Origin of the sequence: Methylobacterium pseudosasicola, from assembly GCF_900114535.1 — a bacterium.
In the GTDB taxonomy this organism is placed as follows: Bacteria; Pseudomonadota; Alphaproteobacteria; order Rhizobiales; family Beijerinckiaceae; genus Methylobacterium; species Methylobacterium pseudosasicola.
In genome coordinates this window covers 51,368-76,808 of sequence record NZ_FOTK01000026.1, presented here as the reverse complement: position 1 = coordinate 76,808, position 25,441 = coordinate 51,368, and the positions used below count along the sequence as shown (strand labels likewise).

General features: G+C 66.6%; 24 protein-coding genes. 14 read left to right on the top strand and 10 right to left on the bottom strand.

From position 1 onward, the window contains the following. Positions 1 to 169 precede the first annotated feature (169 nt). Genes BM228_RS22330 through BM228_RS22320 form a run of 3 tightly spaced genes read right to left on the bottom strand, consistent with a single transcriptional unit; the run spans position 170 to position 4,600 of the window. Positions 170 to 1,897, bottom strand: a complete 1,728-nt coding sequence (locus tag BM228_RS22330; protein ID WP_092044061.1) for a hybrid sensor histidine kinase/response regulator — start codon at positions 1,895 to 1,897, stop codon at positions 170 to 172. Next, positions 1,894 to 2,355 (bottom strand): response regulator, encoded by a 462-nt coding sequence (locus tag BM228_RS22325; protein ID WP_092044059.1) that lies wholly within the window; start codon positions 2,353 to 2,355, stop codon positions 1,894 to 1,896. Before BM228_RS22325 ends, BM228_RS22330 begins: the two co-directional genes overlap by 4 nt. A gap of 1 nt (position 2,356) precedes the next feature. Next, positions 2,357 to 4,600, bottom strand: a complete 2,244-nt coding sequence (locus BM228_RS22320; RefSeq protein ID WP_092044057.1) for an ATP-binding protein — start codon at positions 4,598 to 4,600, stop codon at positions 2,357 to 2,359. A gap of 412 nt (positions 4,601 to 5,012) precedes the next feature. Here BM228_RS22320 and BM228_RS22315 point away from each other — a divergent pair, with 412 nt between their 5' ends. Together BM228_RS22315 and BM228_RS22310 are read left to right on the top strand one after the other, a co-directional pair. Continuing rightward, entirely contained in the window at positions 5,013 to 5,441 is a 429-nt protein-coding gene (locus BM228_RS22315; RefSeq protein ID WP_092044055.1) for a LexA family protein, read from the top strand. Next, entirely contained in the window at positions 5,438 to 6,724 is a 1,287-nt protein-coding gene (locus BM228_RS22310) for a Y-family DNA polymerase (RefSeq protein WP_092044053.1), read from the top strand. Before BM228_RS22315 ends, BM228_RS22310 begins: the two co-directional genes overlap by 4 nt. A 237-nt stretch (positions 6,725 to 6,961) precedes the next feature. Here the strand turns inward: BM228_RS22310 and BM228_RS22305 are convergent, their stop codons facing one another. From BM228_RS22305 to BM228_RS22295, 3 genes are all read right to left on the bottom strand, one after another. Beyond that, positions 6,962 to 8,206, bottom strand: a complete 1,245-nt coding sequence (locus tag BM228_RS22305) for a DUF2235 domain-containing protein (protein ID WP_244537258.1) — start codon at positions 8,204 to 8,206, stop codon at positions 6,962 to 6,964. A gap of 161 nt (positions 8,207 to 8,367) precedes the next feature. Further along, entirely contained in the window at positions 8,368 to 8,979 is a 612-nt protein-coding gene (locus BM228_RS22300; RefSeq protein ID WP_092044050.1) for a Cap15 family cyclic dinucleotide receptor domain-containing protein, read from the bottom strand. 1 nt (position 8,980) lies between these two features. Continuing rightward, complete coding sequence (locus tag BM228_RS22295; protein WP_092044048.1) at positions 8,981 to 9,949, bottom strand: nucleotidyltransferase-like protein; 969 nt, start codon at positions 9,947 to 9,949, stop codon at positions 8,981 to 8,983. A 174-nt stretch (positions 9,950 to 10,123) separates the two neighbouring features. Here BM228_RS22295 and BM228_RS22290 point away from each other — a divergent pair, with 174 nt between their 5' ends. The 3 genes from BM228_RS22290 to BM228_RS22280 are packed head-to-tail and all read left to right on the top strand — an operon-like array spanning position 10,124 to position 11,957. Next, on the top strand, positions 10,124 to 10,750 hold the full coding sequence (locus BM228_RS22290) for an RNA polymerase sigma factor (protein WP_208612079.1): 627 nt from the start codon (positions 10,124 to 10,126) through the stop codon (positions 10,748 to 10,750). Positions 10,751 to 10,764: 14 nt separating this feature from the next. Then, entirely contained in the window at positions 10,765 to 11,163 is a 399-nt protein-coding gene (locus BM228_RS22285; RefSeq protein ID WP_139234156.1) for a hypothetical protein, read from the top strand. Next, on the top strand, positions 11,160 to 11,957 hold the full coding sequence (locus BM228_RS22280; protein ID WP_244537257.1) for an ImmA/IrrE family metallo-endopeptidase: 798 nt from the start codon (positions 11,160 to 11,162) through the stop codon (positions 11,955 to 11,957). The genes BM228_RS22285 and BM228_RS22280 overlap by 4 nt, the downstream gene beginning before the upstream one ends. Positions 11,958 to 12,249: 292 nt before the next feature. On the opposite strand, the gene BM228_RS22275 is transcribed toward BM228_RS22280, so the two are convergent. Continuing rightward, positions 12,250 to 13,410, bottom strand: coding sequence for a DNA-binding protein (locus BM228_RS22275; protein ID WP_167367790.1), 1,161 nt, complete (start codon positions 13,408 to 13,410; stop codon positions 12,250 to 12,252). Positions 13,411 to 13,863: 453 nt separating this feature from the next. Between BM228_RS22275 and BM228_RS22270 the strand changes: the two genes are divergently transcribed. The 7 genes from BM228_RS22270 to BM228_RS22240 all read left to right on the top strand — a co-directional run bounded on the left by BM228_RS22270 (position 13,864) and on the right by BM228_RS22240 (position 23,024). After that, entirely contained in the window at positions 13,864 to 14,151 is a 288-nt protein-coding gene (locus tag BM228_RS22270) for a hypothetical protein (RefSeq protein ID WP_092044042.1), read from the top strand. 139 nt (positions 14,152 to 14,290) lie between these two features. After that, on the top strand, positions 14,291 to 16,291 hold the full coding sequence (locus BM228_RS22265; protein ID WP_092044040.1) for an AAA family ATPase: 2,001 nt from the start codon (positions 14,291 to 14,293) through the stop codon (positions 16,289 to 16,291). Further along, positions 16,284 to 16,514 carry a hypothetical protein gene (locus BM228_RS22260; protein WP_092044039.1) on the top strand — a complete coding sequence of 77 codons (231 nt, stop codon included), beginning with the start codon at positions 16,284 to 16,286 and terminating at the stop codon, positions 16,512 to 16,514. The genes BM228_RS22265 and BM228_RS22260 overlap by 8 nt, the downstream gene beginning before the upstream one ends. A gap of 423 nt (positions 16,515 to 16,937) precedes the next feature. Next, positions 16,938 to 17,654 carry a hypothetical protein gene (locus tag BM228_RS22255; RefSeq protein ID WP_092044038.1) on the top strand — a complete coding sequence of 239 codons (717 nt, stop codon included), beginning with the start codon at positions 16,938 to 16,940 and terminating at the stop codon, positions 17,652 to 17,654. A 95-nt stretch (positions 17,655 to 17,749) separates the two neighbouring features. After that, complete coding sequence (locus BM228_RS22250) at positions 17,750 to 20,005, top strand: hypothetical protein (RefSeq protein ID WP_092044036.1); 2,256 nt, start codon at positions 17,750 to 17,752, stop codon at positions 20,003 to 20,005. After that, positions 20,002 to 21,060, top strand: coding sequence for an ATP-binding protein (locus BM228_RS22245; RefSeq protein ID WP_092044035.1), 1,059 nt, complete (start codon positions 20,002 to 20,004; stop codon positions 21,058 to 21,060). Before BM228_RS22250 ends, BM228_RS22245 begins: the two co-directional genes overlap by 4 nt. 179 nt (positions 21,061 to 21,239) lie before the next feature. Continuing rightward, positions 21,240 to 23,024, top strand: a complete 1,785-nt coding sequence (locus BM228_RS22240; RefSeq protein WP_167367789.1) for a TniQ family protein — start codon at positions 21,240 to 21,242, stop codon at positions 23,022 to 23,024. A gap of 52 nt (positions 23,025 to 23,076) precedes the next feature. Here the strand turns inward: BM228_RS22240 and BM228_RS22235 are convergent, their stop codons facing one another. Then, complete coding sequence (locus BM228_RS22235; protein ID WP_139234155.1) at positions 23,077 to 23,460, bottom strand: hypothetical protein; 384 nt, start codon at positions 23,458 to 23,460, stop codon at positions 23,077 to 23,079. A gap of 215 nt (positions 23,461 to 23,675) precedes the next feature. Continuing rightward, entirely contained in the window at positions 23,676 to 24,269 is a 594-nt protein-coding gene (locus BM228_RS22230; RefSeq protein ID WP_139234154.1) for a hypothetical protein, read from the bottom strand. Between the two features lie 92 nt (positions 24,270 to 24,361). Between BM228_RS22230 and BM228_RS22225 the strand changes: the two genes are divergently transcribed. Both BM228_RS22225 and BM228_RS22220 read left to right on the top strand, forming a co-directional pair. Then, positions 24,362 to 24,706, top strand: a complete 345-nt coding sequence (locus BM228_RS22225; RefSeq protein ID WP_092044029.1) for a DUF433 domain-containing protein — start codon at positions 24,362 to 24,364, stop codon at positions 24,704 to 24,706. Further along, the gene (locus tag BM228_RS22220) at positions 24,707 to 24,937 is read left to right on the top strand and encodes a hypothetical protein (RefSeq protein WP_092044027.1); all 231 of its coding nucleotides are present in this window, start codon (positions 24,707 to 24,709) and stop codon (positions 24,935 to 24,937) included. A 23-nt stretch (positions 24,938 to 24,960) separates the two neighbouring features. On the opposite strand, the gene BM228_RS22215 is transcribed toward BM228_RS22220, so the two are convergent. Then, a complete protein-coding gene (locus BM228_RS22215; protein WP_092044026.1) occupies positions 24,961 to 25,440 on the bottom strand; it encodes a Thoeris anti-defense Tad2 family protein in 480 nt (159 codons plus the stop codon). Position 25,441: the final 1 nt, after the last annotated feature.

Here is a 25,441-nt window from a genome sequence, read left to right as displayed (position 1 = left end):
CAGGGTCGGTACGGGCCGGCATTCGCGAATCGCGGAGTTGGCCGGCGCCCCTCGGCGGTGACGGCTCGCTTGCTTTCGCCGTTCTCGGGCGATGCATGCCACGATAGGTCGGTTCGCCAACCTCCGTGCGCCGATCCAGCGGATTGGGGCGGACCGGGTTCTTCGCCGGTCAGCCGCCCCGCGTGCGGTCGGAGACGAGCTTGAGCCCCGGCTGGACGCGGGTGGCGACGGCGGCGGCGACCTTGCGTTCGAGTTCGCCGGCCCGGAACGGCTTCAGGACGACGGCGTCGGCTCCGTCCGCACCGGCCTGTGTCAGGGCCGTCGTTTCCGCGAACCCGGTCACGAACAAGACCGGCACCCCCGGCCAGCGCCGGCGGATCTCGACCGCTGCCTCGGCGCCGTTCATGCCCGGCATGGCGAAGTCTAGTACCACCAGGTCGACGCAGGGGTCCGCCTCCAGGGCGGCCAGCGCCTGGAGACCGGAGGCCGCCTCGCGGACGTCGTACCCGTCCGCGGAGAGCCGGGTCACGGTCACTTCCCGGACGTCCGCGTCGTCGTCGACGACGAGGAGCTTCGGGCGGCTCCCCGGCGGGTGAATACGGGCGCAATCGACGGGCGTCGCCCCCTCGGTCGATGCCGTTCCCACGCCGACGACCCGGGGTAGGTAGACCTTGATCGACGTACCCTCGCCGGGGACGGTGTCTATGCGGATGCCGCCACCGGACTGCTTCACGAACCCGTAGACCTGGGCGAGGCCGAGACCCGACCCCTTACCCACTTCCTTGGTCGTGAAGAACGGCTCGAAGACCCGCTCAAGGACATCCGGCGGCATGCCGGTCCCGGTATCGCTCACCGAGATCATGGCATACTCGCCCGGCTGCGGTTGCTCCGGACGGGTCGGGGCACCGGTGACGGACACGTTGGCGGTCTCGATGGTGAGGCGACCTCCCACCGCCATCGCGTCGCGGGCGTTGATGGCGAGGTTGAGGATCACGAGCTCGATCTGCGTCGCGTCGACTAACGCCGGCCAGAGGTCATTTTGGAGGATGGTCTCGATTCGGACCGCGCCGCCGATGGAGCTTTGCAGAAGGTCGCGCATCGAGGCGACCGTGTCGTTCAAGCCGACCGGGGTTGGCTCCAGTCGCTGGCGACGCGAAAAGGCCAGGAGCTGCGCCGTGAGACGGGCGCCGCGCTCGGCCGCCCCCCTCATCATCGCCAAGCGACGCTTCGAGCGGTCGTCGGAGACCGCGCGTTCAAGGAACTCGATGTTCCCGGCGATGACCGTGAGCAGGTTGTTGAAGTCGTGCGCGACGCCGGAGGTCAATTGCCCGACGGCCTCCAGGCGCTGGTTCAGGCGCAGGGCTTCCTCGGCCCGCTCCCGCTCGACGATCTGATGCTTGAGCTCGGCATTGGTCTCGGCGAGCTCGCGGGTCCGCTCGGCGATGCGGGTCTCAAGCGTCTCGTTGAGCGCCTGCAGGGCCGCTTCTGCCGCCGCCCTTTCGGATTTCGCCCGCGCCTCGGACAACGCCCGGACGATGGTGCGGGTCATGCGGTCGAGACGCTGCTTGCCGACGTAGTCGGTCGCGCCGTTCTTCAGCGCCTCGACCGCCACGTCCTCGCCAAGCGTGCCGGAGCAGAAGATGAACGGGATGTCGGGGCATTGCTCCCGCGCGATGCCGAGGGCGCTGACGCCGTCGAAGGTCGGCAGGACGTAGTCCGCCAGGATCACGTCATGACGGCCGGGAACGGCGGTGGCCTCGAACTCCCCGCGCGTCATTACCCGCTCGATCACGAACGGACGGCCGAGGTTGTCCAGTTCCGCCTCGATGAGTTCCGCGTCGAGGTCGCTGTCCTCCAGGTGGAGGATGCGCAACGGGCCGGCGGAGTGGTCGATCACCCGTTGGATGGCGGGCTTCTCCTGTGCGGGGGTGCCTCGTTCACGGTCGTCCAGAACACGCCCAACTCCCGGATGGCGGCGAAAAACTGGTCGAAGGCGCCCGGCTTCACCACGAAGGCGTTCACCCCGAGGTCGTACGAACGGACCACGTCGGTCTCCTCACGCGACGAGGTGAGCATCACCACGGGGATGCCGCGCGTGGCCGGATCGCCCTTGACCCTGGCCAGCACCTCCAGGCCGTCGACCTTCGGCAGCTTCAGGTCGAGCAACACCACGGCCGGGTCCTGCTTCTCCCGGCCCTCGTGCGGACCTTTCCTCTGAAGGAAATCGAGCGCCTCGGCGCCGTCGCGGCAGATGACGATCTCGTTGGCGATCTCGCTCGATTCGAGCGCCGCCAGCGTCAACTCGATATCGTTCGGGTTGTCCTCGACGAGGAGGATCGGCTTCAGTCCGGCCATGTCAGCGTGCGTCCTCCCGGAGTGGCAGGGTGAAGGTGAAGGTGGCGCCCTCGCCGAGCCGTCCCTCGGCCCAGGTCCGGCCGCCGTGGCGCTCGACGATTCGGCGGACGTTGGCCAAACCGATGCCGGTACCCTCGAACTCCTCGACCCGGTGCAGGCGCTGGAACACGCCGAACAGCTTGTCGACGTAGGCCATGTCGAAGCCGACGCCGTTGTCGCGTACGAAGAAGACGGCCTCGCCGTCCTTCGGCGGCAGCCTCCCGACCTCGACGACCGCCTCGGGGCTGTCGCGGGTATACTTCACGGCGTTGGATAGCAGGTTCTCGATCACCAGCCGCAGCATGAACGGGTCGGCATGCACCCGGCCGAGGGGGCCGATCTCCCAGCGCACGGTCCGACCGGGCGCGATGTCCGGCTCGACCTTGCGACGCACCTCGTCGACCAGGGGACCCATCTCCCCTGAGACCTTGTTCAGCGCGTGCCGGCCCATCTGCGAGAAGGTCAACAGGTTGTCGACCAGCGTGCCGGCCGACGCAGCCGCCTCGATGATGGTCTCGACATAGTGCCTGCCCTTGTCCGAGAGGTTGGCGCCCTCCCGGGTCTTGAGCAGGTTCGAGTAGCCGACGATGTGCCGGAACGGCGCGCGCAGGTCGTGGCTCACCGAGTACGAGAACGCCTCCAGCTCCTTGTTCGAGCGCTGAAGCTCCTCGCTCATCGCCGCGAGTTCCTCCGCCCGGCGCAGCACGATGCCGAGCACCGAGGTGCGAAGGTCCCCGGCCGCCTCGACCTCGGTCACCGACCACGGCAACGAGCGGCCCTGCACCGTCTCCTTCCAGATCTCGAACGACTTCCGGGGGTGCAGTCGGTCCGGGCCACCCTCGGGGTCCGGGACGGCCGGCTTGACCGGGTTGCCGCCCCACTTGACCGTCCGGACCACCTCCGGCCTGAACCAGAGGATGTAGCTCGCGTACTTCTTCGAGATCGAGATCGCGAGTAGCCCGCTCGCACGGTCGGCGTAGGCCGCCGCCCCCGGGATGGTCTCGGACAGGGCCTCGGACACGAACACGTCGTCGGTGTCGCCGCGGGCCGACAGCCAGTCGTACATCGCGCGCACGTCATGCTCTTCCGGCGTCGCGCCCATCAGCCGGCACCGGTCGGCGGTGACGACGGCCGCGCCGGAGGCGTTCACCAGTGCCAGGACGTCGTCGGGGTGCTTGAGCAGGCCGTCGACGAAGCTGTCCTCCTCTGCCATGAACCCAAGGAGCCGGGCCTGCACCTGCCCGAGCGCCAGCCGTTGCTCGGCCTGGGCGCCGCGCTCGCGGGCCGAGAGCTGCAGGGCGAAGATCTGGGCGAGCACGTCGCAGGCGTTGCGGGCGTGCAGCGGCACGCGCCTCGGCTGGGCGTTGTGGCAGGAGATCAGGCCCCAGAGCGCGCCGTCGATCAGGATCGACACCGACATGGACGCCATCGTGCCCATGTTGCGCATGTACTCGACATGGACCGGCGAGACGGACCGCAGGACGGACTGGCTGAGGTCCAGGGGCTTCCCCGAGGGCGTCGCCGCCGGCAGGATCGGCACGGGGGCGTAGCCCGCGTCCGGGATGATGCGCATGCGGTTGCGGCGGTAGAGCTCGCGCGCCTGCGCCGGGATGTCGGAGGCGGGGAAGCGCAGGTCGAGGTAGCTTGGCAGCGCGCCGTTGCCGTCCTCGGCCAGCACCGTGCCGTGCCAATCCCGGTCGAAGCGGTAGACCAGCGCCCGGTCGAGGCCGGTGACGGCGCGGATGTCCTGCGCGACGAGGTGGCAGAGTTCCTCGATGTCGTGGGCGGCGTGCAGGCGCTCGACGAAGGAGCGCAGCCGCGGCGTGAGCACGTCGAGGCCGAGATCCGTCGCCGCGGCGTCGACCTCCTCCAGTTCCAGCACCACGAGGCCGTCGACCCAGTGCGCCGCGACCTCGTAGGTCAGGCGGGCGGCATCGGACGTGAGCGTCACGGTGCGGAGGTAGGACGCGCCCGTCTGCGGCCCGGGTTCGTCGAGATGGCGTCGGACGATGGCGGCGAGGTGCGGGAATGCCGCATCCAGCGACGTGCCCACTGCCGCCTCGACCGGGGCGTTGGCGCTGGCCTGCACGACGGTCAGGGACGGCGGTTCGAGGACAAGCAGGAAGCCATGCGGCTGCACGCTGCCCGCGATGTGGATCGGCTCGCGGTCACAGGCCGTGAGGTCGATACGGGCCGCCTGGGTCATTCGATTCAAGCTTGATCCAGTTCCGGTTCTGATCGGTCCGTCGACTGCCCCTCAATCGCGGGGGGCCTGTCAGGTTTCGACGTTGGGCCGGCGGGCTTGGCTTGCAACTATCGTCCGGGGTGGGTTCACCACGAGGTGGCCGGGCGTCGCATGCATGGGGAGCTATGGGAATACCGGGCGCATCGGAGAAGGTCGTGGCGGCACCTTAGCATCGGGGCTGGAGTTCGGAACCCCAGTGAAACGGCGCGCGTCCGACAAGGCACGCCCCAGGGCGGCCTCCGCATCGAAGTCAAGCCGAAGCTAGGCTTATCCCCATCCGTCCACAGCCATCTGAGTTCGCAAGCGTGACGGGTTGGCGGAACCACCGGAACATGTTCCACTTTTGTTCTTTGCGGATTCGTGGAGCGCGCGCATGCAGGTCCTGGGTGTCACGGTCGGGCTGCCGACCCCGGTCCCCATCCTCGCCAGGGCAGTCCGGGCGGGCTTCCCCAGCCCGGCGGACGACTTCGTCGAGGACGAGATCGACCTCCAACGGCTGCTGATCGCGAACCGGCCGGCGACCTTCCTCGTCCGGGTGGCGGGCGACAGCATGCTCCTGGCCCGGCTGCACGACGGCGACCTAGCGGTGGTGGACCGGTCGCTGACCCCGCGCAACGGCGACGTGGTGGTCGTCGACATCGACGGAGAGCGCTCGTTCAAGGTCTGGCGGCGCCAGGGCCCGCGGGTGATCCTGTCCTTCGCCAACCCGCGCTTCCCCGAGTTCCGCCTCGCACCGGACGCGGTTGTCGAGGTCTGGGGCGTGGTCTCGGGGTCGATCAACCCGAGGCGCCGCGCGGAATGAGCCGGGCCTACGCCCTCTCCGACGGCAACAGCTTCTACTGCTCGTGCGAGAGGGTGTTCGACGCCCGCCTGGCCCGGGTGCCCGTGATCGTGCTGTCGAACAACGACGGCTGCGCGATTGCCCGGACGCCCGAGGCCAAGGCGCTCGGCATCCGCATGGGCGAGCCGTTCTTCAAGATCCGCGACATGTGCCGGACCCAGGGGGTGCGGGTCTACTCCTCGAACTACGCCCTGTACGGCGACATGTCGGCCCGGGTGAACTCGGTCTACCGGGGCTTCTCCCCGCGCATCGAGATCTACTCCATCGACGAGAGCTTTTTGGACCTCTCGGACGTTCGCGAAGCCGACCGCGTGACCCTGTGCCGTGACATGCGGGAGACGGTGCGGGCGTGGACGGGCATCCCGACCTGCGTCGGCATCGGGGCCACCAAGACGCTGGCCAAGCTAGCCAACCACGTCGCCAAGAAGGTGCCCGAGCTCGGCGGGGTGTGCGACCTGACCGACCCGGTCCAGTACGACCACTGGATGGCCCGCATCCCGCCCGAGGACATCTGGGGCGTCGGACCGGCCAACGCCCGCAAGCTGGAGGCCCTGGGCTGCGAGAGCGTCGCCGACGTGCGCGACCTCGACACCCGGGCGGTGCGTAAGGCCATGACGGTGGTGGGCGAGCGGCTGGTGCAGGAACTGCGCGGCATGGCCTGCCTCGACCTGGAGGAGGTCGCCCCGACTCGGAAGGGGTGCGCGGTGACCCGCAGCTTCTCCGAACGCGTTGAGGACCTCGCCACCATGGAGCAGGCAGTCGCGACCCACGCCGCCCGGCTGGGCGAGAAATTGCGCGCGGGGGGACTCGGTACCGACCACGTGACCGTGTTCTTCCATACCTCGGAGCACGACCGCAACCGGCCGCAGCGGTCGGTCTCGTCGGTTGTCACCCTGCCGGAGGCGTCGAACGATACCCTGGTGCTCGTGAAGGCGTGCCTGCACGGCGTCCGGAAGACCTGGAGGGAGGGCTACCGCTATTCCAAAGCCGGGGTCGTCACCACGGACCTCGTGCCCCTGGCGGCCTCGCAGCGGGCCTTCCCGGGGTTGGGGCAACTCGACCGGGAGCATGGGGCGGCGCTGATGGGCGCCCTCGATGCCTGCAATCGCAGGTTCGGGCGGGGAGCCGTCGTCCCGGGCAGCGCCGGGTTCGCCCCCAAGCGCGACTGGTCGACCAAGTTCGACATGCGCTCGCCCCGCTACACCACCAGGGTCGACGAGGTACCGGTGGTGATGGCGGCGTGAGACTTCCGAGCGAAGGGAGGCCGTTCATGGCGTTTCCAGGCGGCCGCCTAGCAGCAGCAGGCTCGGCCGGGGCCGATGAGAAAACCTCGGGGGGGGGGGGGGGGGGGGGGGGGGGACGGCAAGCCGGGGAGATGCAGCCGCTTCTAGCCCACCGTGGATGGCGGCGAGGCGCCGTTGTCCTCCCACCGCCAAGGCGGAATTCCTGGATGATGGCGCGCATGTTCCCGGGAAGATCCCTCACTCCGGGACGGCGACATTCGGATCGTCAGCCCGAACCGATGTCCGGAGCTCTGCGGGATCGGCCGTCTTACGCTCGGCCCATTCGGCCAGGTTCCTCGGGCGATACCCAGGATCGGCACGCCAGCGGTCGAAGACGGTCTCATCGATGGTCTCGTTGACGTTGATGTGCCTGCCGTCCGGGCGCACGTCCGGGTCCTGCCCGATGACGCGGTAGAGCGGGGGCGAAACCAACTTGTACAACCCGCGTCCGAACAGACCGTAGGAGTCGATTGTCCGGGCCGTGAGCGCGTCGCCATCGAGCTCGACTTCGGACCTGAACTTCAGGCCGTGCGATTGCGCCTTCCTCAAAATCCAGCGCAGGGGCGCTTGCGCCAGGAGGTCAGTTTCGTAACCGCCGCCGACGTTGGCGTGGGCCCCGACGAACCACCTTTGCTCAACGCTGGAGAGGGTGCGCGGTGTGGCGAACACCGCCTTCTCGTCGTTCGACCGATGCACGTCCCACAGCGTGGGCGCGAAGTCCTCCCGATGCTCGTCAATCGCCAAGGCGTGGTAGCCGTTCAGGATGTGGATGCGCAGGCCAGTCTGCAGGTAGTCGAACGACGAGCGGCTGAACCCGGGGATTTTCCCGGTCGACAAGCCCAGGGAGCCGACGGTGTCCCAAACGCCTATCATCTTCACGTTCGCCGGTTGTGAATACTTGAGAAGCCACCGCTCCTGCGTCGTGAGCTTGCCGGCACCCCCGGACTTATCCGCTTCCCTCAACTGCCAGATACTTTCCTCGTCGCCCTTCTTGTAGCGCTTGAAGAGCTCCGACGTGCCGATTGGCGAACCCGGCTTCAGTATCCCGTCGATTGCCACGAGTCCTGCCAGGCTTCGAGCGGTGAACGCCCCGCGGCTGAAACCGAAGATGAAGATCTCGTCCCCATCGTTGTAGTTCTCGATCAACCACTCGTAGGCCAGGCGGATGTTCTCATCCAGCCCCTGGCCGAACACGCCACCGAGAAACCCGTTGACGCCGACACCGTAGTAGACGAGTTGCGGGCGCCCATCGTCGCCCTTGGGCGCCGTGAGGGCACGCATACGCCAGACATTCGTGTTGCTGTCGACGCTGTTCCAAGTGCCGTCGAGGAACACGACAAGACGCTTCTGTTGCAGATCCGCTCCCGCGAAGGTGGGTTGGGTCCCGTTCTTCTCCGAGGGGCGGCTGATGATGACAACGGCGACAATCAGCGCGACGAGCACGGCTGCCGCGCCTGACCAAAGCAGGATACGTGCAACCCATCGAAAGACTTTTCTCATGATTCACCGACGGATCGAGCTTGAGGAACAAAACAAGCGCAAAACATTCAAATTGCAACATGGGTCGAGGCTGCCGCCGTCCGACGACAGAGAATAACTGATCATCACGGATTGGCGCGCGACAACGTCATGTCGCCATTCGTTCGGCGGGCGGTGTAGTATTGTCCGATCAGGGTATCCGGGGCATCCGCCAAGCTGATTTCCAGCCACGCGACGCCTTCGTGCTGGGTCGAACGGTGGTGGAATTCGGCCTTTGGCCTGTTGTCGTAGCTGTACCACAATCGGTAGCGGTCGGCGTTAGGATCGGCTTCGGCGATGACCCTGTTGGAATGGGAGGTCGATTCCCCCGTCACCTGCCTTATGCTGATGTCGAAGAGGCCCTGCCTGATCGTGACCTTGGATGGTATCGGTCCGGGTGTCAGCCCGGTGGTCGGGTCCTTCCAAGTCGTCTGGAGGGTGCCCGTCCAGGTGCCGTTGAGGTCCGGGAAGAAGACCTTGTTCAGGAAGGGCAGCCAGCGCCACACGGTGCGCCATGTCCAGTTGGCGACGAGGGAGAAGACCACGCCGACGATGAACGTCACCGTCGAGACGGACTTGGGCAGGGACAGGGCTTGGCCCGTCCACCACTCGCTGATGCCCTGCAGACCCAGGATGACCAGAACGGTTAGCGCGACGAGGATCTGAACCTGTCGGGCACGTGTCAGGAGGGCCCACATCTCAGCCTCCCAGACGGACCAGGGCGGCGTCCACGAAATTGCGCGCGTCCGCGAGGTTCCATGCCTGGGACGAGCGGAACAGGTACTTGATCTCGTTCACCTCGGTGGCCGTTTCCACCCAAGTCGCATCGCCGAGCCGCACCCGGAGGCGCCTGAGGATACGCACCAGGCGGTCATAACGGTCCTCTTGGACGAGGAAATGCCAATCCTCCACCACGTAGACGAGGCATTCGACCAAGAACGAGGGAATACGTTTCGGTATCGCACCTTGGTCGAAGAGTTCGTAGTTCAACCGCTTGAGCATCCGGACGTTCTTCTTGAAACGGTGCTGCGTGCGGCTGCGCTTCGCCTTGCCGTTCGCGTGGTGCTGCTCGGGGAAATTGAAGGTTTGGCTGCCGTCGGCCGAGACGATGACGACGCCCTCGTGACGAAGGTATCCGCCGAGGCCGTCAGCCATGACGTGATGCAGGTGGAAGGCCGGAACCAGATCGACGTCGGCCCGGCTACCGCTCAGTCCATCGACGGTGACGGCCTTCTTGCCCACGCTGACGTTCGCAGCACCGAACCGGCGTCGGCAGTCCGAGGCCAGCGCGTCCCTCACGGACCTGGCGATCTCGCTCGCCGCCCGACCCGTAGAGCTATAGCCGAGGACGCCGTCAGCGAGCAGGGGGCTTACTCCGTCTGCATAGACGGTGATGATGCCGGGAAGCTGGACCCTCAGGTCCATGTCGGCTTCGAGGCGGACGTTCGTGTTGTTGTAGTAGCTTCCCTGGGGCCGGATCTGCACGCTCTCCGCGCACAGGGTGGCGTTGCCGGTGACGAGCAGCCTCGCCGCATCGGCTGCCCGTTGGATCTTGGTCTCCTCACTGTCGCTGGCGGGCCGCTCCCAGTGCCAGAGACGGTCGTTCCAGGACGACCGCGTACGCTCCTTGGCGATGGCGGCCTCGACGATCTGCCTGGTGTCGAACATTTACTCATCCTCCTGGGCCGCTCGCGGCCGATACCGCGGTTTCATCGCCTCCCGTGCCGCAGGCGCCGCGATTGGCACCGACTGGGGAAGCTGCCATGCTCAAGTCTGCGGACCCTTGGGCGGATTCGGACGCAAGATTTTTCGCGTCCGAGTATCCCCGGCGCCGCGCATAGGATGAGGAAGGCCCAAGGGGGGCTAATGGGACCGGGAGCGCGGGTCGACGACGGGGTGGACGTACCCCGCTACGCCCCGGATGAGATCATCGCCGCCGTCGAGGACCTCTCTCCCGCCGAGGTGGCGCGGATTGAGGCCGTTTCCCGCTATTTCGCGCCGAGGTGCGCGATGCAGCCTGAGGACCTTCGCCAGGAGGCCTATGCCCGAGCCTTCGGGACACGCTCCTGCCGGGTAGGTACGGGTATGGTCGAGTTCCTCGCCGGCATCATGAAAAGCATCGCCTCGGACGGTTACAGGTCCCGCAAGAAGGCGCGGGAGAAAGGGGGCTTCGAGGTCGTCCACGTCGAGGGCTACGGCGCGAACGGCGTGCCGGACCCGATCTTCGAGGCTCCCTCGCCCGAGGAGGCCGCGCTTTCGAAGCGCTACCATTCGGAAGCCCTGGCAAAGGCGATGGCCTGCATTGACAACGACGACGAGCTGCAACTCCTCGTCGAGGGATTGTTCGACGGAATGCGCGGTAAGGATCTCGAAGACTTGTTGGGCAAGGATACGAAGGGACTGGCGGCTGTCAGGAAGCGTTTGTCCCGACGGCTGTTCGCCGCCTTCCCGAACGGGGTGCCGGTATGAGCGGGGATGATGCGATGAACGACAAGGACAAGCTTGCGCTCCTCGACGATCTAGTCCTGGCCGAGATCCTTTCCTCACCAGATGACGTCATCCTCGCGGGAATGGATGCGGGAAGGATCGACGCGTTGAGGCAGGAGGTCGCCACCGCTCGGATCAGGGCCGGCAAATCCAGAATGGCGGAGGCCAAGGTGCATATCGCCATCGACCGCGCGCGCCCGGCTGTTGTGTCATTGGACGTGGCGCGCGGGGCGACGGCATTAAGGGCCGCCCGCGCGCAGGACCGGATACTCGATCAGAAACTGACGATGGCCGCCCGCAACGGCGGCGCGGACTACGAGGCCGACCGGCCCGGGATCGAGGAGGATCTCGCCGAACTGGAAGCTTGGGACGACGAGGACCGGAGCGAACGGTGACACGCCGACTGACCCTGTCCGAGCGACTCCTGCAACGGTTCGGGGTCGAACGACCCGATGAGATCGACGTCGAGGCTATCGCATGGATGCTCGGCGCCAAGGTCCGGTATCGGGAACTCCATTCCTGCGAAGCTCGCATAGTCGGACGGGAAGACCGGGCCATCATCACGGTCGACAACCGGGTAACGCCGCGGCGACAACGTTTCTCGGTGGCGCACGAGCTCGGTCATTGGCACCACCATCGCGGAAGATGCTTGATCTGTCGTTCCGAGGACATCGGGGCCTCCCGGCGGCAAACGACGGACCCGGAGCGTGTCGCGAACGACTATGCGTCCGACTTGCTGCTGCCACGCTACCTGCTCGACCCTATCCTTCGAAGCGTGCAGAAGCCAACGCTGAAGGCCGTCCGTGAAGTGGCGGCCGCGTTCGACGCCAGCCTGACCGCGACGCTCATTAAGATCGTCGCGTCCGACCGCTACCCGTTGATGATGGTATGCCATGGCCCCAAGGGCAGGAGGTGGTTCCAGGCCTCGCCGAGCATTCCCTCTCGATGGTTCCCGAGGGACGAGCTCGATCCCGAGAGTTGCGCCATCGCGTTGCAGTTCGGGTCAGGCCCGGAAGAAGGATTCCCGCGTCGGATCGGGGCCGATGCCTGGTTCGACCGCGGCGAAGCCAGACATTACGAATTGTTGGAGCAGTCCTACGCTCTGCCGAAAAGCGAGGTGATGACCGTGCTGCATCTGATCGATCCCAAGATGACAAGCGATGAGGACACGTCACGCAATTCCCTCTGAAGACCCGATATGGAACTGCCAGCCCGGCTCCCTCGAACCGCGCCTGGATCGAGCCGTGACCTCCCACCCCGTGGGGTCGGCTCCCTCGGTGTCACGGACCACAAGAAAGAAGCCCGCAAGCTCCGACCGGTTCGGCGGCGTCGGGGTTTAACCGAAGCGGTCACGGATCTCATCCGATGTCATGCCATCCGCCGCATTACGTGGGCGTTGGTCCGATCCTCGATGCAAGAATATACCAACTTAGGGAAAGGCCGGTGTATCACCTGCGCTCCCTCGCCCATGTTGCCCGGCCTCAGGCGGCCTCGTCCGGACGTTCGGACCCTCTGCCAGGCCATGGGCCCGTCGCCTCGAACCGCCCGTCGGGCAGTTCCACTAGCGGCAGCGCCTCGCCGGGGTACCGGTCACGCTCGAACCGCTCGATGCGCTCGCGCAGCTTGTACCTGAGTTCGCCGGGCCGGACCGGCCGGTCGGCATCGGCGGTGCCGTACCGCCTCGTGGCCTCCACCCAGCCCGGGGGCATCGCGGCGATGATGTCCCCCGCCGACATCGCTTCCTTATTGGCCGTCAGCACGTCGTGGACCGTCGCCAGGAACAGTATCCAAAACTTCCGGCCCGACATCGCCGGCGGGACAACGGGGTCAGGCTCGGGCGCCGGGGCGGGTGCCGGCACCGGCGGGCCGGCCAGGGCGAAGCGTCCGCCACCCGCCTCGACGATGCCCTTGCCCGCCGCGGCCTCGCGCAGCAGGTGGTAGCGCAGCAAGGGCGTCGTCAGCGGCAGCCCGATCCGTTTGCCGCGCTCCTTCAGCGCCGTCGGCAGGGCGTCGTGCAGGTCGTGCGCCGACACGCTGCCGCGCCTGCCCATCGCCGCCTCCACCGCCGTCCGCACCGCCACCCAGAACTCGTCCGCGTCCCTCGCCAGGCTCTTGCCCCGGAGCGCGTCGACCATCCCGCGCATCGCCTCGGCCCCGGGGTTCCGCGGCCCTTCGACCGCCGGCCCCGCCGGACCGGGAGGCGTCGCGGCGCCCGCCGTCCCCGGGGCCGCGCGCAGCCGGCCGACCTCGGTTCTCAGCGCGGCGACCTCCGCCTCCAGCGCGTCGACGCGGTCGAGGGCCTCGTCGAGGATGTCGCGGCCCTGCGCCCGGGCCTCCTCCGCCGCCGTGAACTCCGCCAGCCGCTCCCGGGCCGCCTCGGACCGGGCCATCTCCAGCAACTCCTTGCCCAGCGTCGTCAGCCTGTTCCCGAACGCCTCCGGCAGGTTCGCCCGTTCGACGACGGGATCGTAGTTCGCCGCCCTGCGCCACGTGTCCAGTTCCCGGGCGATGTCGCCGAACGAACCCCGACCGAGTTCCCTGCGCACCGTCCGGACCGAGACCCGGGCCTTCACGCCCCCCGGAGGCGCCTCCCGCGCCCTTATCCGCTCCGCCGCGGCCCTGACGTCGTTCGGTGTCACCATCGCTGGAAATCCCCGCCCCGGGGACATCCTTACCGGGCGCGGTGAAGAAACGGTCGATTTCGGCGCCGCCGGCCGCCGGACCCCGGGACGCCCCAAGGGCGTACGCATCATGCGTAGCGTTACCCGTTACGCGTACCCTCGGAGTCGCGAACCAAAACCACCCCGGGGCCTTCCCCCGGGCGGAATACCACGCCGCCCAGGCTTTCCCCGGGATCCACCGGGGATACCGCCCTCAACCCCGCGTTAACCACGAAATACTTTCGAGAGCTGTTGACGGCCCCGTTCGCCGCCACCTAATCCCTGGACTGCAACTTCGCGAGCACGCTGGTTCGATGTTCATCCCCGCCCGCCTCATACGGATGGCCTGCCTGCCCCACGGCAGCGACCGCATCCCCCTTCCCGAACGGGCCTGACCGACGCGCGCGCGTTCGGCGGCCCGCGACCGAGGCCGCCATGAACCACCATTCGCCACCTGAATCCCTGCTGCCGCCCGAGCCCGACGCCCAAGTCGGGCTCGTCTTCCGGCGCCTCGCCGGCGTCCGCGAGACCTACGGCGAGCCCGCCCTCGACCGGGCCGTCCGCGCCACGCTCGTGACCCTGGGTCGTGTCGCCCACGAGGAGGCCGAAGCCCAGGCCCGCCACCTCGCCGAGCGCCTCGCGCCGCCGCGGCCCGGGGTGCGCGTCACCTCCACCGCCCGCCGTCACGACGCCGACGCGTTCGAGACCGGCGAGGACCGCTGACGTGAGCAGGACCATGACCCGACCGGCCAAACCGATATCCGCGGCCGCCGGCCGCCCGCACGCCACCCTTTCCCGATCAGCCCCGAGGGCCTGACCGGCGCGACCATGCGCGCCCGGCGGCCCCGTCACGGAGGCCGCCATGTCCAAGAATTCCAGGACCCTCAAGCACGCCCCCCCGCGGGACCCCGACGTCTCCGCCGCACTCGACGAGGTTTCCGGTCAGTTCGACCGTGATGACGCGCGGGAATCCCTCCTCGAAAATAACGGGGTCCCGCGCCTGATGGCCGCCGCGATGCTGCGCGAGGCCCTGACGCCCCGCCAGCGTCGGGCCATCGGCAAGCAGAATGGCATCGCCCTGGTCGTCGAGGTCGCCCACCCCGAGATGATCGCCTTCGTTCACGACGCCCTCGGCAAGGTGGCCGATATCGTCGAAACCTTCAGGCGTGACGGCTCGCAGCGCAGCACCCACAAGACAACCAGCGGCTCGGACATGGTCGCAACACTCCTGGGGCAGGGCTTAAACGTGTGCGGTATCTCGCAGGCCCCGGAGCGATACCTTCCCGCCACGTTGACCGCGACGGCGGACATTTGCGTGCGGCTCGGCGCACCTTCCCAAAAGACCGTGCGCGGCATCATCCATCTCGTCACCGGCCAGGCCGCACGGGGCCTCGGGTCCGTCGACGGCCTGTCGTTCCTCGACGTGTGCTCTTGCATCCGCAAGGGCGGCAAGGCCCGGGATGCCGTGAGGCGGCTCGCGGCCCTGCAGGCGGCACGGCGCTCGTCCGGGCCCACCTCGACCGGGCGGCACCTGAGGGACTCTCACGGCTATGGCGAGGCCAAGGGCTGGGGTCTGACCCTGGCGGCCGCGGTGGAGGAGTGGCGCGCCGGCCGACGGCCCTGGGCGAGCATTCCAGACCGTAACATTGTGCTCGGCGGGCCGCCCGGTACGGGCAAGAGCCAATTCGCGGTATCGCTCGCTGCCACATTGGGATTACCTCTGGTAGTGTCCAGCGTATCAGCCTGGTTCACCAGCGGTGGCGGCTACCTCAACGACGTGATCAAGGCCATCGACAACACGTTCAGCGAGGCGAATGCCAACGGACCTTGCGTGCTGTTGCTGGATGAACTTGACGCGGTCCCGAACCGCGAGACCGTCGACGCCCGCTACCGGGACTTCTGGACCCCCGTGGTCACCTCGCTACTGCTGGCTCTGGATGGGGCCACCTCGAACAGCGCGAACATCATCGTGGTCGGTGCCACGAACCACCCCGGAAGGTTGGACCCGGCGCTCGTCCGGCCGGGCCGTCTGAATCGGATTATCCACATCGACCTTCCGAACGCCGAAGCCGTCGTGGGCATCCTGCGGCAGCACCTCGGAGACGACCTGCCCGAGGCGGACCTCGGAGCGTTCGGCGTCCTCGGGGCCGGTTCGACCGGCGCCGAGATCGCGGGGTGGGCGAAGACCGCCCGCGCCATCGCCCGCGCCGAGGACCGGTCGATGACCGTCGCCGACCTCGTCCGCGTGGTCGCCCCGCAGGACGACCGGTCCCCGGAACTGGTCCGGGCCACCGCCTACCACGAGGCCGCGCATGCCGTCATGACCGAGGTTCTCGCGGTCGGTGACCTCGCCTGCGTGACCATCGTCGAGCGCGGCGACTTCTCCGGTCGGACCAGTTCGCGGTTGCGGAACGCGCAATCAATGACCGCGTCCCAGGTCGACGACCTTGTGGTCTCCACCCTGGCAGGACGCGCCATCGACGAGATCCTCGGCGGCGCCACCTCGGGGGCCGGCGGCGCACGCCACTCGGATCTCGCCATGGCCACGAACCTCGTCGCCAGCAAGATCGCATCCTGGGGCCTCGCCGGCCCGTTGCTGTACCGCGGCGACCATGCCGAGATCGGCGATTTGCTCAAGCTCGACCGGCAACTCCAGGACGCGGTCGAGAGGGAACTGCGCCGCCTCCACGTCCGCGCCCTGTACGCTGTCCGCGAGAACGGACGGCGCATCGAGGGGGTCGCCCGGCGGCTCCTCCAGGCCCGCGTCCTCTCCGGCGAGGAGGTTCGCCACATCATCGCGACCACCCCGACCGAGGTCGTCCCGACATACGTCCCGCACGCCGACGGAGCTCCCCATGCCTGAGGATGCCGACCATCGCCTCGCGCAGATCATCGTCGACCTCGTACGCCTCGGCCGCCTCCTGCCCCCGGACGACTTCGCCGACCTGGTCGGCGCCGTCTCCGTCGAGGTCGAGACCGGCCTCGAACTCGTCGCCGAACGGGCCCTTCGCCGGTGGGACGGCAACGTCGTCACCTTTCCGGATCGGACCTTGCCCGGGCACGTCTTGCGAACACCCGTTGGATAAGTCTCGAAATGGCGCGGGAACCGTCCGAATCCCCACGCGGCCAGGGTTTCGTTAAGACCTTGGCAGGGTCGCCACGGTAAAAGGTACCTCCCACCCATTCTGTCAACCCACGGCCCGCACCCGGCCATCACCGGAGGAGCACGATCATGCGCTGCGTACGCATACGAATACGCTTCATCCGGTCGGACTGGGTCTGAAAGATAGTCGAACTCGACGACCGGAACTGCGCGCACCTCCGCGAGAGATGCGCGCCTTCGTGAGCATCCGAAGGCACGTCCGAACAACCGGCGTGACCTCAGCCTCGTCTTCCGGGAATTTCGTCATGCCTTCACGCCACGCCATCCTCGCATCGCGTATCCAGGCCCGTCGCGCCGAGGTGCTGACTCCATCGCGCATCGCCCCCAAAGGGTGACAGGCTGACCCTTGCCAAAGGGAGAGACCGGGTACGTCGCGCAAGCGGCCACCGGGCTCATCGACTTCGATTGGTCCGATACCGATCCAGACCGCCGTCCCACAGCCAAGTGGGGAGGTGCCTCGGTCGGCTCCATCGGCGACCCGTTCCGCGGGTTCGAGCACGGCTACGAAAGCGAGCCCGAGCGCGCAGTCCTGACCGTGCTGATCTCGCTCCCAGGAGTGTCTCTCATCCGCGAACAACGGACGGTGGCGTACCACCTGCCCGATGGAGGTCATCACTACACCATCGACATCCATGTCGAGTGGATGGATGGGGTGCGTGAGGTCGTCGCCGTCAGGCAGACCGACGAAGCTCTTCAACGGGACGACACAGTTCATGTCATCAAGACGATCTGTGCCCAGCACGGCAACCGGCTTGCGGACGATTACCGTGCCGTCACCTACGAGACCCTCGACCCGTTCCAGGTGATGAACGGTCGCGAGATCATCGAGTGCGGTCGAGACCATGATCACGCCGGCAGGAGGGCCATTCGAACGGCCCTCCCAGGGCTCGGTCAGGTGACGACGCTGCGCGAGGTCGCCACCGCGACCGGCCTGGGCCAACGCGGAGTGCGGGCAGCGGTAGCGCTTCTGCAATCAGGCGTCCTCGTCAACCCGCCCGGGAAGTTGCTCGAACTCGACCTGCCGCTTGGGAACAGGCTCTCGGGCCGCGTCCGGGAACGATAACCATCACCCTTAATCGGACCGATAGTTCCGGGTGGGAAGGTGACGCTGACCCTCACCTTCCCACCCGTGTCTCGGGCGCCGGGAGTACAAGAACGATGCCTGCAGAGCGCTACAAGTTCGGCCACAACGACCGCATCACCATCGACGGCGTCCACTATCGGCCAAGCGGACGACAGGGACAGGCGAACCTACTGCGTCTTGTCATCGACAATGCCCTCGTCGATACTTCAATTAGGCCGTTGACTGATAGCGAGTATGTCCGTCTTCACTCCGACAAGAAGATCCGCATCGAGGAGGGATACTACTCGCACGCCTTTCAGTTGCTGAGAGACCGGGCGGCGGGCACCGACTTGTCCGACCTTTCAGACCTCGATGACGAGCAACTTCGAACGGTCGCTTGGAAGGTCGAATGGTGCGTCAGGTTCAATCAGGCCCGGATCGGCGCGGCTGGGTATATGGAGCGGCCCAACAAGACCCCTGAGGGGCTTGCCGCCTTCATCGCCAGCGAGCGCGAACTGATCCACAGGTGGTACATCGGCACCTTCGACGCCTCCCGGCCACCAGGTCGCAAGAGGGCGGGCTTCCCACGGAAGTCATATGACTATCCGGGTGCGACCACCCTGCTGGAATGGCTCGACCTTTTCGAGCGCGGCGACGGTCAACCCGGCGTGTTCCGCCCCCAGTACGCCAACTGCGGCAACCGTAGGCAACTGGACCCGAGGGCACTCGCAATCGTCGAGGGCGAGGTCCGTAAGTTCGCCTCGGGAAACAGGATCAAGCCGACCGACGTCTTCACGCGGGTCGAGGCCGAATTGATGCTCCTGAACCGCCGGCTTCCGCCTGAGTGCCACGTCTCCGTCGGCGCGTCTGCCATCCGCAGGCGCATCAGGAAGCTGCCGACCATCCTCATCGACCTTGCCCATCTCGGACCGAAGAAGGCCGAGTTGAAGTACAATCCGGTCGGCAAGGGAATGGTGACGCTCGACGGCCTGACGAAGCTCGGGCGCATGGAACGCGTCGAGATGGACGATTGGGAATTCGACCTGTTCGCCATCCTCAAGCATCGTCATGTCAGGCCTGGCGTTACTCCGCAGGCAAGGGCGGCCGCCCGTGTGTTGCAGAAGAACCGCGTGTCGGTCCGGTGTACCGTCACGGTCGCCATCGACGTCGCCACCAAGTGCATCGTCGGCCTTCACGTAACCCCATTCCCGCCATCCGCCGCCGGTTCGAAGTCGGCGCTGCAGAGCATCGTGGTGGACAAGAACCCGGTGGCCAAGCTCGCCCGGTGCACGAGCGAATGGCCCATGATGGCAAGGCCCTCCGAGGTGGCGACCGACGAGGGCCCTGCCTTCCAGGGAGATTTCCGCACAGCCCTCGGTAAGCTGCAGGTCGAGCACCGCCTGCCGGGCAAGGACCCCCGCACGCGAGGAACCATCGAGTCGTTCTTCCGGACGTTCAAGCGCTTCTGCCGCATCTACACCGGGCAGTCCTTCTCGAACGTCGTCGAGAGGGGTGAATACCAATCGGAGGATATGGCCAGCATCCTCATGGAGGATGTCTACATGCGGCTCGTCCGCTTCATCGTGGATGAATACCATCATAAGACCCACGAGGGTCTCGGCGGCGAAAGGCCCTACAAGGCGTGGCAGTTCAACCGTGCCGACAACAGGCATTGGCCAGAACTGAACCCCGCGCCGGATGCCGACAAAAGGCTCCTGGCCTTCGGGCTAGCCGTGCCGAACCGGGTAGTGGGCGTCGACGGCGTCACCTACCTCAATGCAGTCTACACCCACGACCTGATGGGGAAGATGCGGGGCTACCTCGGCGAGCGCCGGATCACCATCGTCACGGACCCATGCGACATGGGCGCCATTCTCGTGAGGGTTCCGCCCGATCTCCGGCACCTTTTCCCCTGCGAGGCAGCCTACCTGCGCTTCGATGCCCCTGACCTCGAAGGCATCGGTCTCGCCGATTGGCTCAAGAATAACCGGGACATGCGACGCTACGAGAAGCAGGAAAAGCTCGCCGGCAACCCGTTCCGGCTCACTGCCCACCTCGACCTGATGCGCGACGCCGAGGAGGCCCGCAAGCGTGCCGGAGTGCCGTCGCACGTCGTCTCGGAGGCGCAACTCAACGCCTTGGTCAAGTTGGTTGAACGGGGTGGTGCCCTTAGACGCGCGGAGAAGGCCGCCCCGTCGGGCCGGCCCATCGGAAGCGACGTAGGGTCCGGGAGCATCGGTGTCTCGCTGGCCAAGCCAGCCCGTGCGCGGCGGCCCGCGCGCGGCACCTCCCTAGGCACCACGGCGACGAGCGACGACTCGATCAACATGTATGGTGAGGACGACGAATGAACGGCAGACGCACTGGCGCCGGTTTTGAAAATGCCCTGCCGCTCATCAACGACCCGAACGCAGCTTTCGAAGCCATGCGCGCCAAGATGCCCGCGCGGGATCAGGAAATCATGCGGCGTCTTGATGCCTTGGAGGAGGTGTACGTCGAGTGTGGGCGTGACAAGGTCTTGAGCGAGGCTTTCGCGACATTCATGCGGAAGTACCTGACGAGGAAGCTTCAGCGTAGAAAGCACGCGAATGTCTTCTTTCTGACGGGACCAAGCGGGGCAGGAAAGACGGAGGCCGTTGAACGGCTGTTGCGTCAGCATCCGGCTCTCCAGCCGGAGCAGACGTCCTACGGGATCAGGAAGCGCTACGTCTCGATTTCTCTGAAGGGCTACGTTCTCCCCCGCATCATCGCGGAAAACATTATGACCGCCGCAGGTCATCCCGTGGGCAAGACGGGACGCGGTGATGCATGGAACCACGTGACGGACGCCCTGATGAGACGGGGCGTTTCCCTCGTTCACATCGACGAGACACAGCACATCGTGAAGGACAAGGGAAAGGAAGGGGAGAATGAGGAACTGGCCAACGCCATCAAGGGGATTTCGAACTCACCGACGTGGCCAATTGCCTTCGTTCTTTCGGGACTGCCGAGGATCATCAAGCTACCCTTCGATGACGAGCAATTCGAACGGCGATACCGCTGGGTGGATTTCCCCGATCTGGACATGGACAAGGAGCGCATGCTCGTCGTCCGCATCCTTCGAAAGCTGACCGCGGCCGTCGGCATGAATATCGGGAACATGTCGGATACGGACACGCCCGAGCGTTTGGCGCATTCGTGCCGAAATCGCTACGCTCGTGTCTGCGAGGGTGTAGTGGAGGCCATCCACCTGGCACTCGATGCCGACCTCGGCACGACCGAACTCACCCGGGAACACTTCGCACAAGCCTGGACGAACCAGACCAGGGCGGCCAAGGTCAAGCTCTACAACCCATTCATCGTCGACGATTGGAGTGGCTTGCCGGCCGGGTCTTATCTCGGGGTGCCGGGGGACGAGCGAGAATGAACACAGGCCTTCTGCCCGGGGCATTGGACTGGAAGTTTCCGCCCAGGTTTCGCGAGCCGGCATCGGGTTACGCCTCTCGTCTGGCGGCCCTCAACGGCGTTACCTTGGCACACCTCATGGCGGCGTAAGGGACCACGGCGCGCGAAGTCTACAATGGCACGGACGATGCCGTACGGATCGTGGTCATCCTCGGCGGCTTGACCAAGGCACAGGCCGTGAACCTGAGGCTGTCCACCCCACGACGAGAACGCAATGCCATTCTCACCGGCAGGGGTGACGAAAGGCTGGCTTGGCGCGGGGCTCACCTGAACTTCTTCCGGTTCTGCCCGCACTGCATCGCCGATGACCTGGTTGGCGCCCCGCCCGACGTGCCGCTTGCCGCCCGGGCGTGGCTGCGCCGGGATTGGATCGTCGACCAGGTTCGCACGTGCCACGTGCACGGGGTTCGGCTGATGGAGAGCTCCCGGACCAAGGGGCAAGCCGTCGTGGACTTCTCCGCGATAGTCGCGGGAGAAGTCCTGCCGCGTTTATCGAGCCTTCGGACGGATGCCGTCGAGGCGGTGCCTGGCGAATTCGAGGAATGGGTCGCACGACGTCTGGATGGCGTGCGCGAGCCGACGAACTGGCTCGACGGCGTGCCCCTGCATGCCGCCATCGCGACATGCGAGTCGCTGGGCGTCCAAACCCTCGGTCCGCGTCGTGTCCGCATTCGCGATCTCGACGACCAGGAGATGGCGACCGCCTCCCTTGCCGGCTTCCGAATCGCGGCCGCCGGTGAGGCTTCCATCGAGAGGTTTCTCGACCGGTTGGTCGTCCGGGGTCATGCCGCCGGATCGGTCGGGCTCACGAATGCCTACGGGCACATCCTGGCGGTCGTCGAACGCGACCTGGACGACCAAGGCTTCCAGCGGCTCCGCGACATCGTCCGGCGACACGCCATCGACAACGTGCCCCTCCCATCCGGCAGCAATGTACTGGGGGAGGTACTTATTGAGCGACGGATTCACACGTCCGCCTCCGCGGCGGCCGCGTCCAAGACGTCGCCCTCGACCTTGAAGGCGATCTTCGCACGAACCGGTATCGCCCCCACCGCGGGGGACCCGGGCCAACCTCGCCTCACGATCCGTGTCGACGAATTCGAGGAGCGGTTGCGGGAGTTCGGTGCCGGGCTCAAGGTCGACGACGTCGTGAAGGCCTTGGGCGTGCCGAAGAAGCACCTCCTGGAACTGGTCGCCCGGGGACATGTGCGTACCCTGTTCGGCTCCCGCGAGATCAACAAGGCCCGGCACCGCATGGCCCGTGGCGATCTCGACGCGTTCATGGACCGCCTGTTCGAGGGAGCGGTCCCGGTCGGGGCACCTACCCGTCGTCAGGTGAACCTCGGTCGCGCATGCTTCATTGCGTCGACCAACATCGGGGACTTGGTGGGCTTGGTCCTCGACGGCAGGCTGACCTGGAAGGGATACCTGCACGGTAGCCGGCGCTACGAGCACCTGCTCGTCGATGCCGACGAGGTGACGCGGGTGCTACAGGGGAGCGGCCCCTCCCGCCACAACCTGACCAAGCGCGAGATCTATCGGACCTTGCCGGGTCTCAGGCGTGAGGTGGTGGAGGCCCTGATCCGACTTGGGCAAATGGCTGTCGTCAAGGAATTCTGCCCGACGACCCGGAGGAAGCTGGCCGTGGTCACCCGCGAGAGCTTCGAGGCGTTTACGGCGAGGTACCAAAGCATCACCGACATCTGTCAGGCCCGCTTCCTCGACCCACGCGTAGTGCGTAGGCGCTTGGCCGCCGCTGGCTGTGTCATCGCCTTTGACGAGACAGTGACCACGACGCCCATCTACGAACGGACACAGGCTCTCGATGCTGCCCTGGTCGGTTGTCCGCTTCGAGGCACAATCAGGCCCACGAGGCACCACGAAGGCTCACCACGATCCAGAACGCGGAAGGTCATCCCCGCCTGATCGTTCTCAACAAGATGGCCGTTCGGTGCAGGTCGGGCGCGGGACACCGTTGTCACTGCATCGGTCCTGGTACCGTCGGCATGTATTCGGACCAAAGACCGTCTGCGAGCGTGAATTCCGTAAGACCGAGCGACATCGCGATCTCGCAGACTATGGCAAGACGCTGTCGGATCTCGTCGTTCGCCGCCGCGAAGGCTTCTTCAGTCACGGGTTCGTCGCCCGAAACGATGTGCCTGAGGTACGCCAGCCTCCCGAGGGCGTGATCGCGGGTGTAGCCCTCCCGCGCCAGCTCGGCTCCCCTGCCCGGGAGGTAATCCGGGTCGACCGGCACCATGATCCCGTCGAAGGCGAACCACCGCATGTTGGCGTGAAAGTCGGCCATCCATGCCTTCTCGGTCTCGGCACAGATGAACAGCTTGAGGACGGCGTTGTCCAACGCCTCCTCCCGTGTCCCGAATGGCTGGGAATTCCCGATCAACGTGGGCACGCCGGCCGGCAAGTCTCGGAACGCCAGGTCCGCGCACCAGCCTCGGGGTGTCCTGTAGACGTGTACGCCAGAGACGTTGCATAGGCGCCAATGGGCTGACCACCTCGGGGACCGCATGACAGCGGCGACTTCCGGTTTGTCGTCGGCGCCAGTGAGCTTGTCTTTTAAAGCATCGAGCAGGGATGCCGCTCGATGCTGGTTCTGTAAGTTCTCATGGTCGTACCGCATCGGATGCCGTTCCCGCGGCGGTCCAGCCGCCGCGGTGAATGTCCCATCGACGGTGGCGAGCCACAAAGCGACTGAGCCGCTTGCCGCATCCTGTCTGAGAGAGAACGGAACTTTGGTCCTCTCAGCCCCGGAACATTGATGTCGTACCAGATCGACGCAGAGCGAGTAGAAATCGGATCAATGCGGTGGAGATCAGTGTGGCCCTCGACCTCGCCGTCCGTGTCGCGCTCGGTCAGCACGAGGTAGAGATGGCCCTCCTCTTCCTGCGCCTCTTCGGCGTCGATGAGCTCGAACCCTACGGGCGGCTTCGGCTTGCCCAGGTTTGTGAGCTCGCGCTGCAGGTGGCTCCGCTCGTCCATCAGTCTCTGCAGCTCGCGGTGGAGCACGCCATGCGCAGCCCTGGTGGCGATGCCGAGCGCCGTGTTGACCATGCTCAATGTGAGCTGGTGCCGCCGCTTCTCGGCTTCGACGTCCCGCAGCGCAGCCTCGATCTCGCCGAGCCGCTTCTGGATGTCCTCTCGTCTCGCCATCGTCCCCTCCCTCACCCGAACGAGCACACGACCGGGTACCCCGTATTCACGCGGGCTTGCTTCCTGGGCGGGGCGGCCCGAGAATCCGGGGCATGCCCGACGACGAGTATCCCCCTGAGTCGATCCGCGTCCTCGCCGGCCTGGAGCGCCCCGTCCGGGATCCGGACGATCCCATCGACAGGTGGGCCCGCGAGTTCCTGGGGCTGCCCGCGGCCGAGGCCGTCCGGCCCACAGTCGTCAGCGACCCCGCTGTCATGAGCGGCGATCCCTGCGTGGCCGGGACCAGGGTTCCCGCCGAGACGATCCTCGCCTACCTCCGCGCCGGCCACTCCGATCGGGACATCCACGAGGATTACCCGACGTTGCCGCCCGGGGCTGTCGATGCCGTTAGGCGCTGGGCCGCGATCCGGGCTAGCTTGCCGGGCGAGGAGAGCTGAGTGCGCTACGTCCTCGACATCGACCCGAGCCGGCGCGAACCCGGCTGGCTGAACGTGCAGCTGACTTTCGGCGGAAGCGGATTCCCGGTGCTGCTGGACACCCTGGACGGGTCGGAGATCCCCACCGCCGTCATGGAGACCCTCGCACAGGACCTGGCGATCCGTCTGCCGGGCGACCCAGGCGGCGTGCCCGGGGGCGTACCCGAACCGCCGGGCGAGCTTGGCGAGTAGGGCGGCCGAGGGGGCGGGGCGGGTCACTGCACGACCTCCCAGTCGGTGGCGAGCACGTCGTCCGAGCAGGGGTGATAGGGATCGATGCCGTCCCAGATCGAAGGCTTGAGGGAAAGGACCGGCACGCCGTTTCCACGGTCCTCGCTGACGACGTGACGCTCCCACCCTAATCGGCGGACGCGAACCGCGGCCTTCAGCAGGCCAAGCGCGGTCGCGAAGTCCATCCCGCCGAGGTGGTCTGCCCGCTCCAAGATCTTTTTGAGGCTGACTCGCTCGGCGTTGCCGCGGACGACGTCGTAGGCGGTCTCGCCATCGCGGCTTGAGGAGCCCTGCGCGATGGCACGCTCGATCCGGGGGGCGAGCTCCCCCTCGGCTTCAAGGCGGGCCTGGTAGAGGTAGTAGGCCTCGAACTCGGCACGCGGCAGCACGGGCGACGAGACCATGTCGCTGACGTTCGAGAAGGTGAAGAACAGGCCGTCCTTGTGGCAGATGGTACCGCGCATG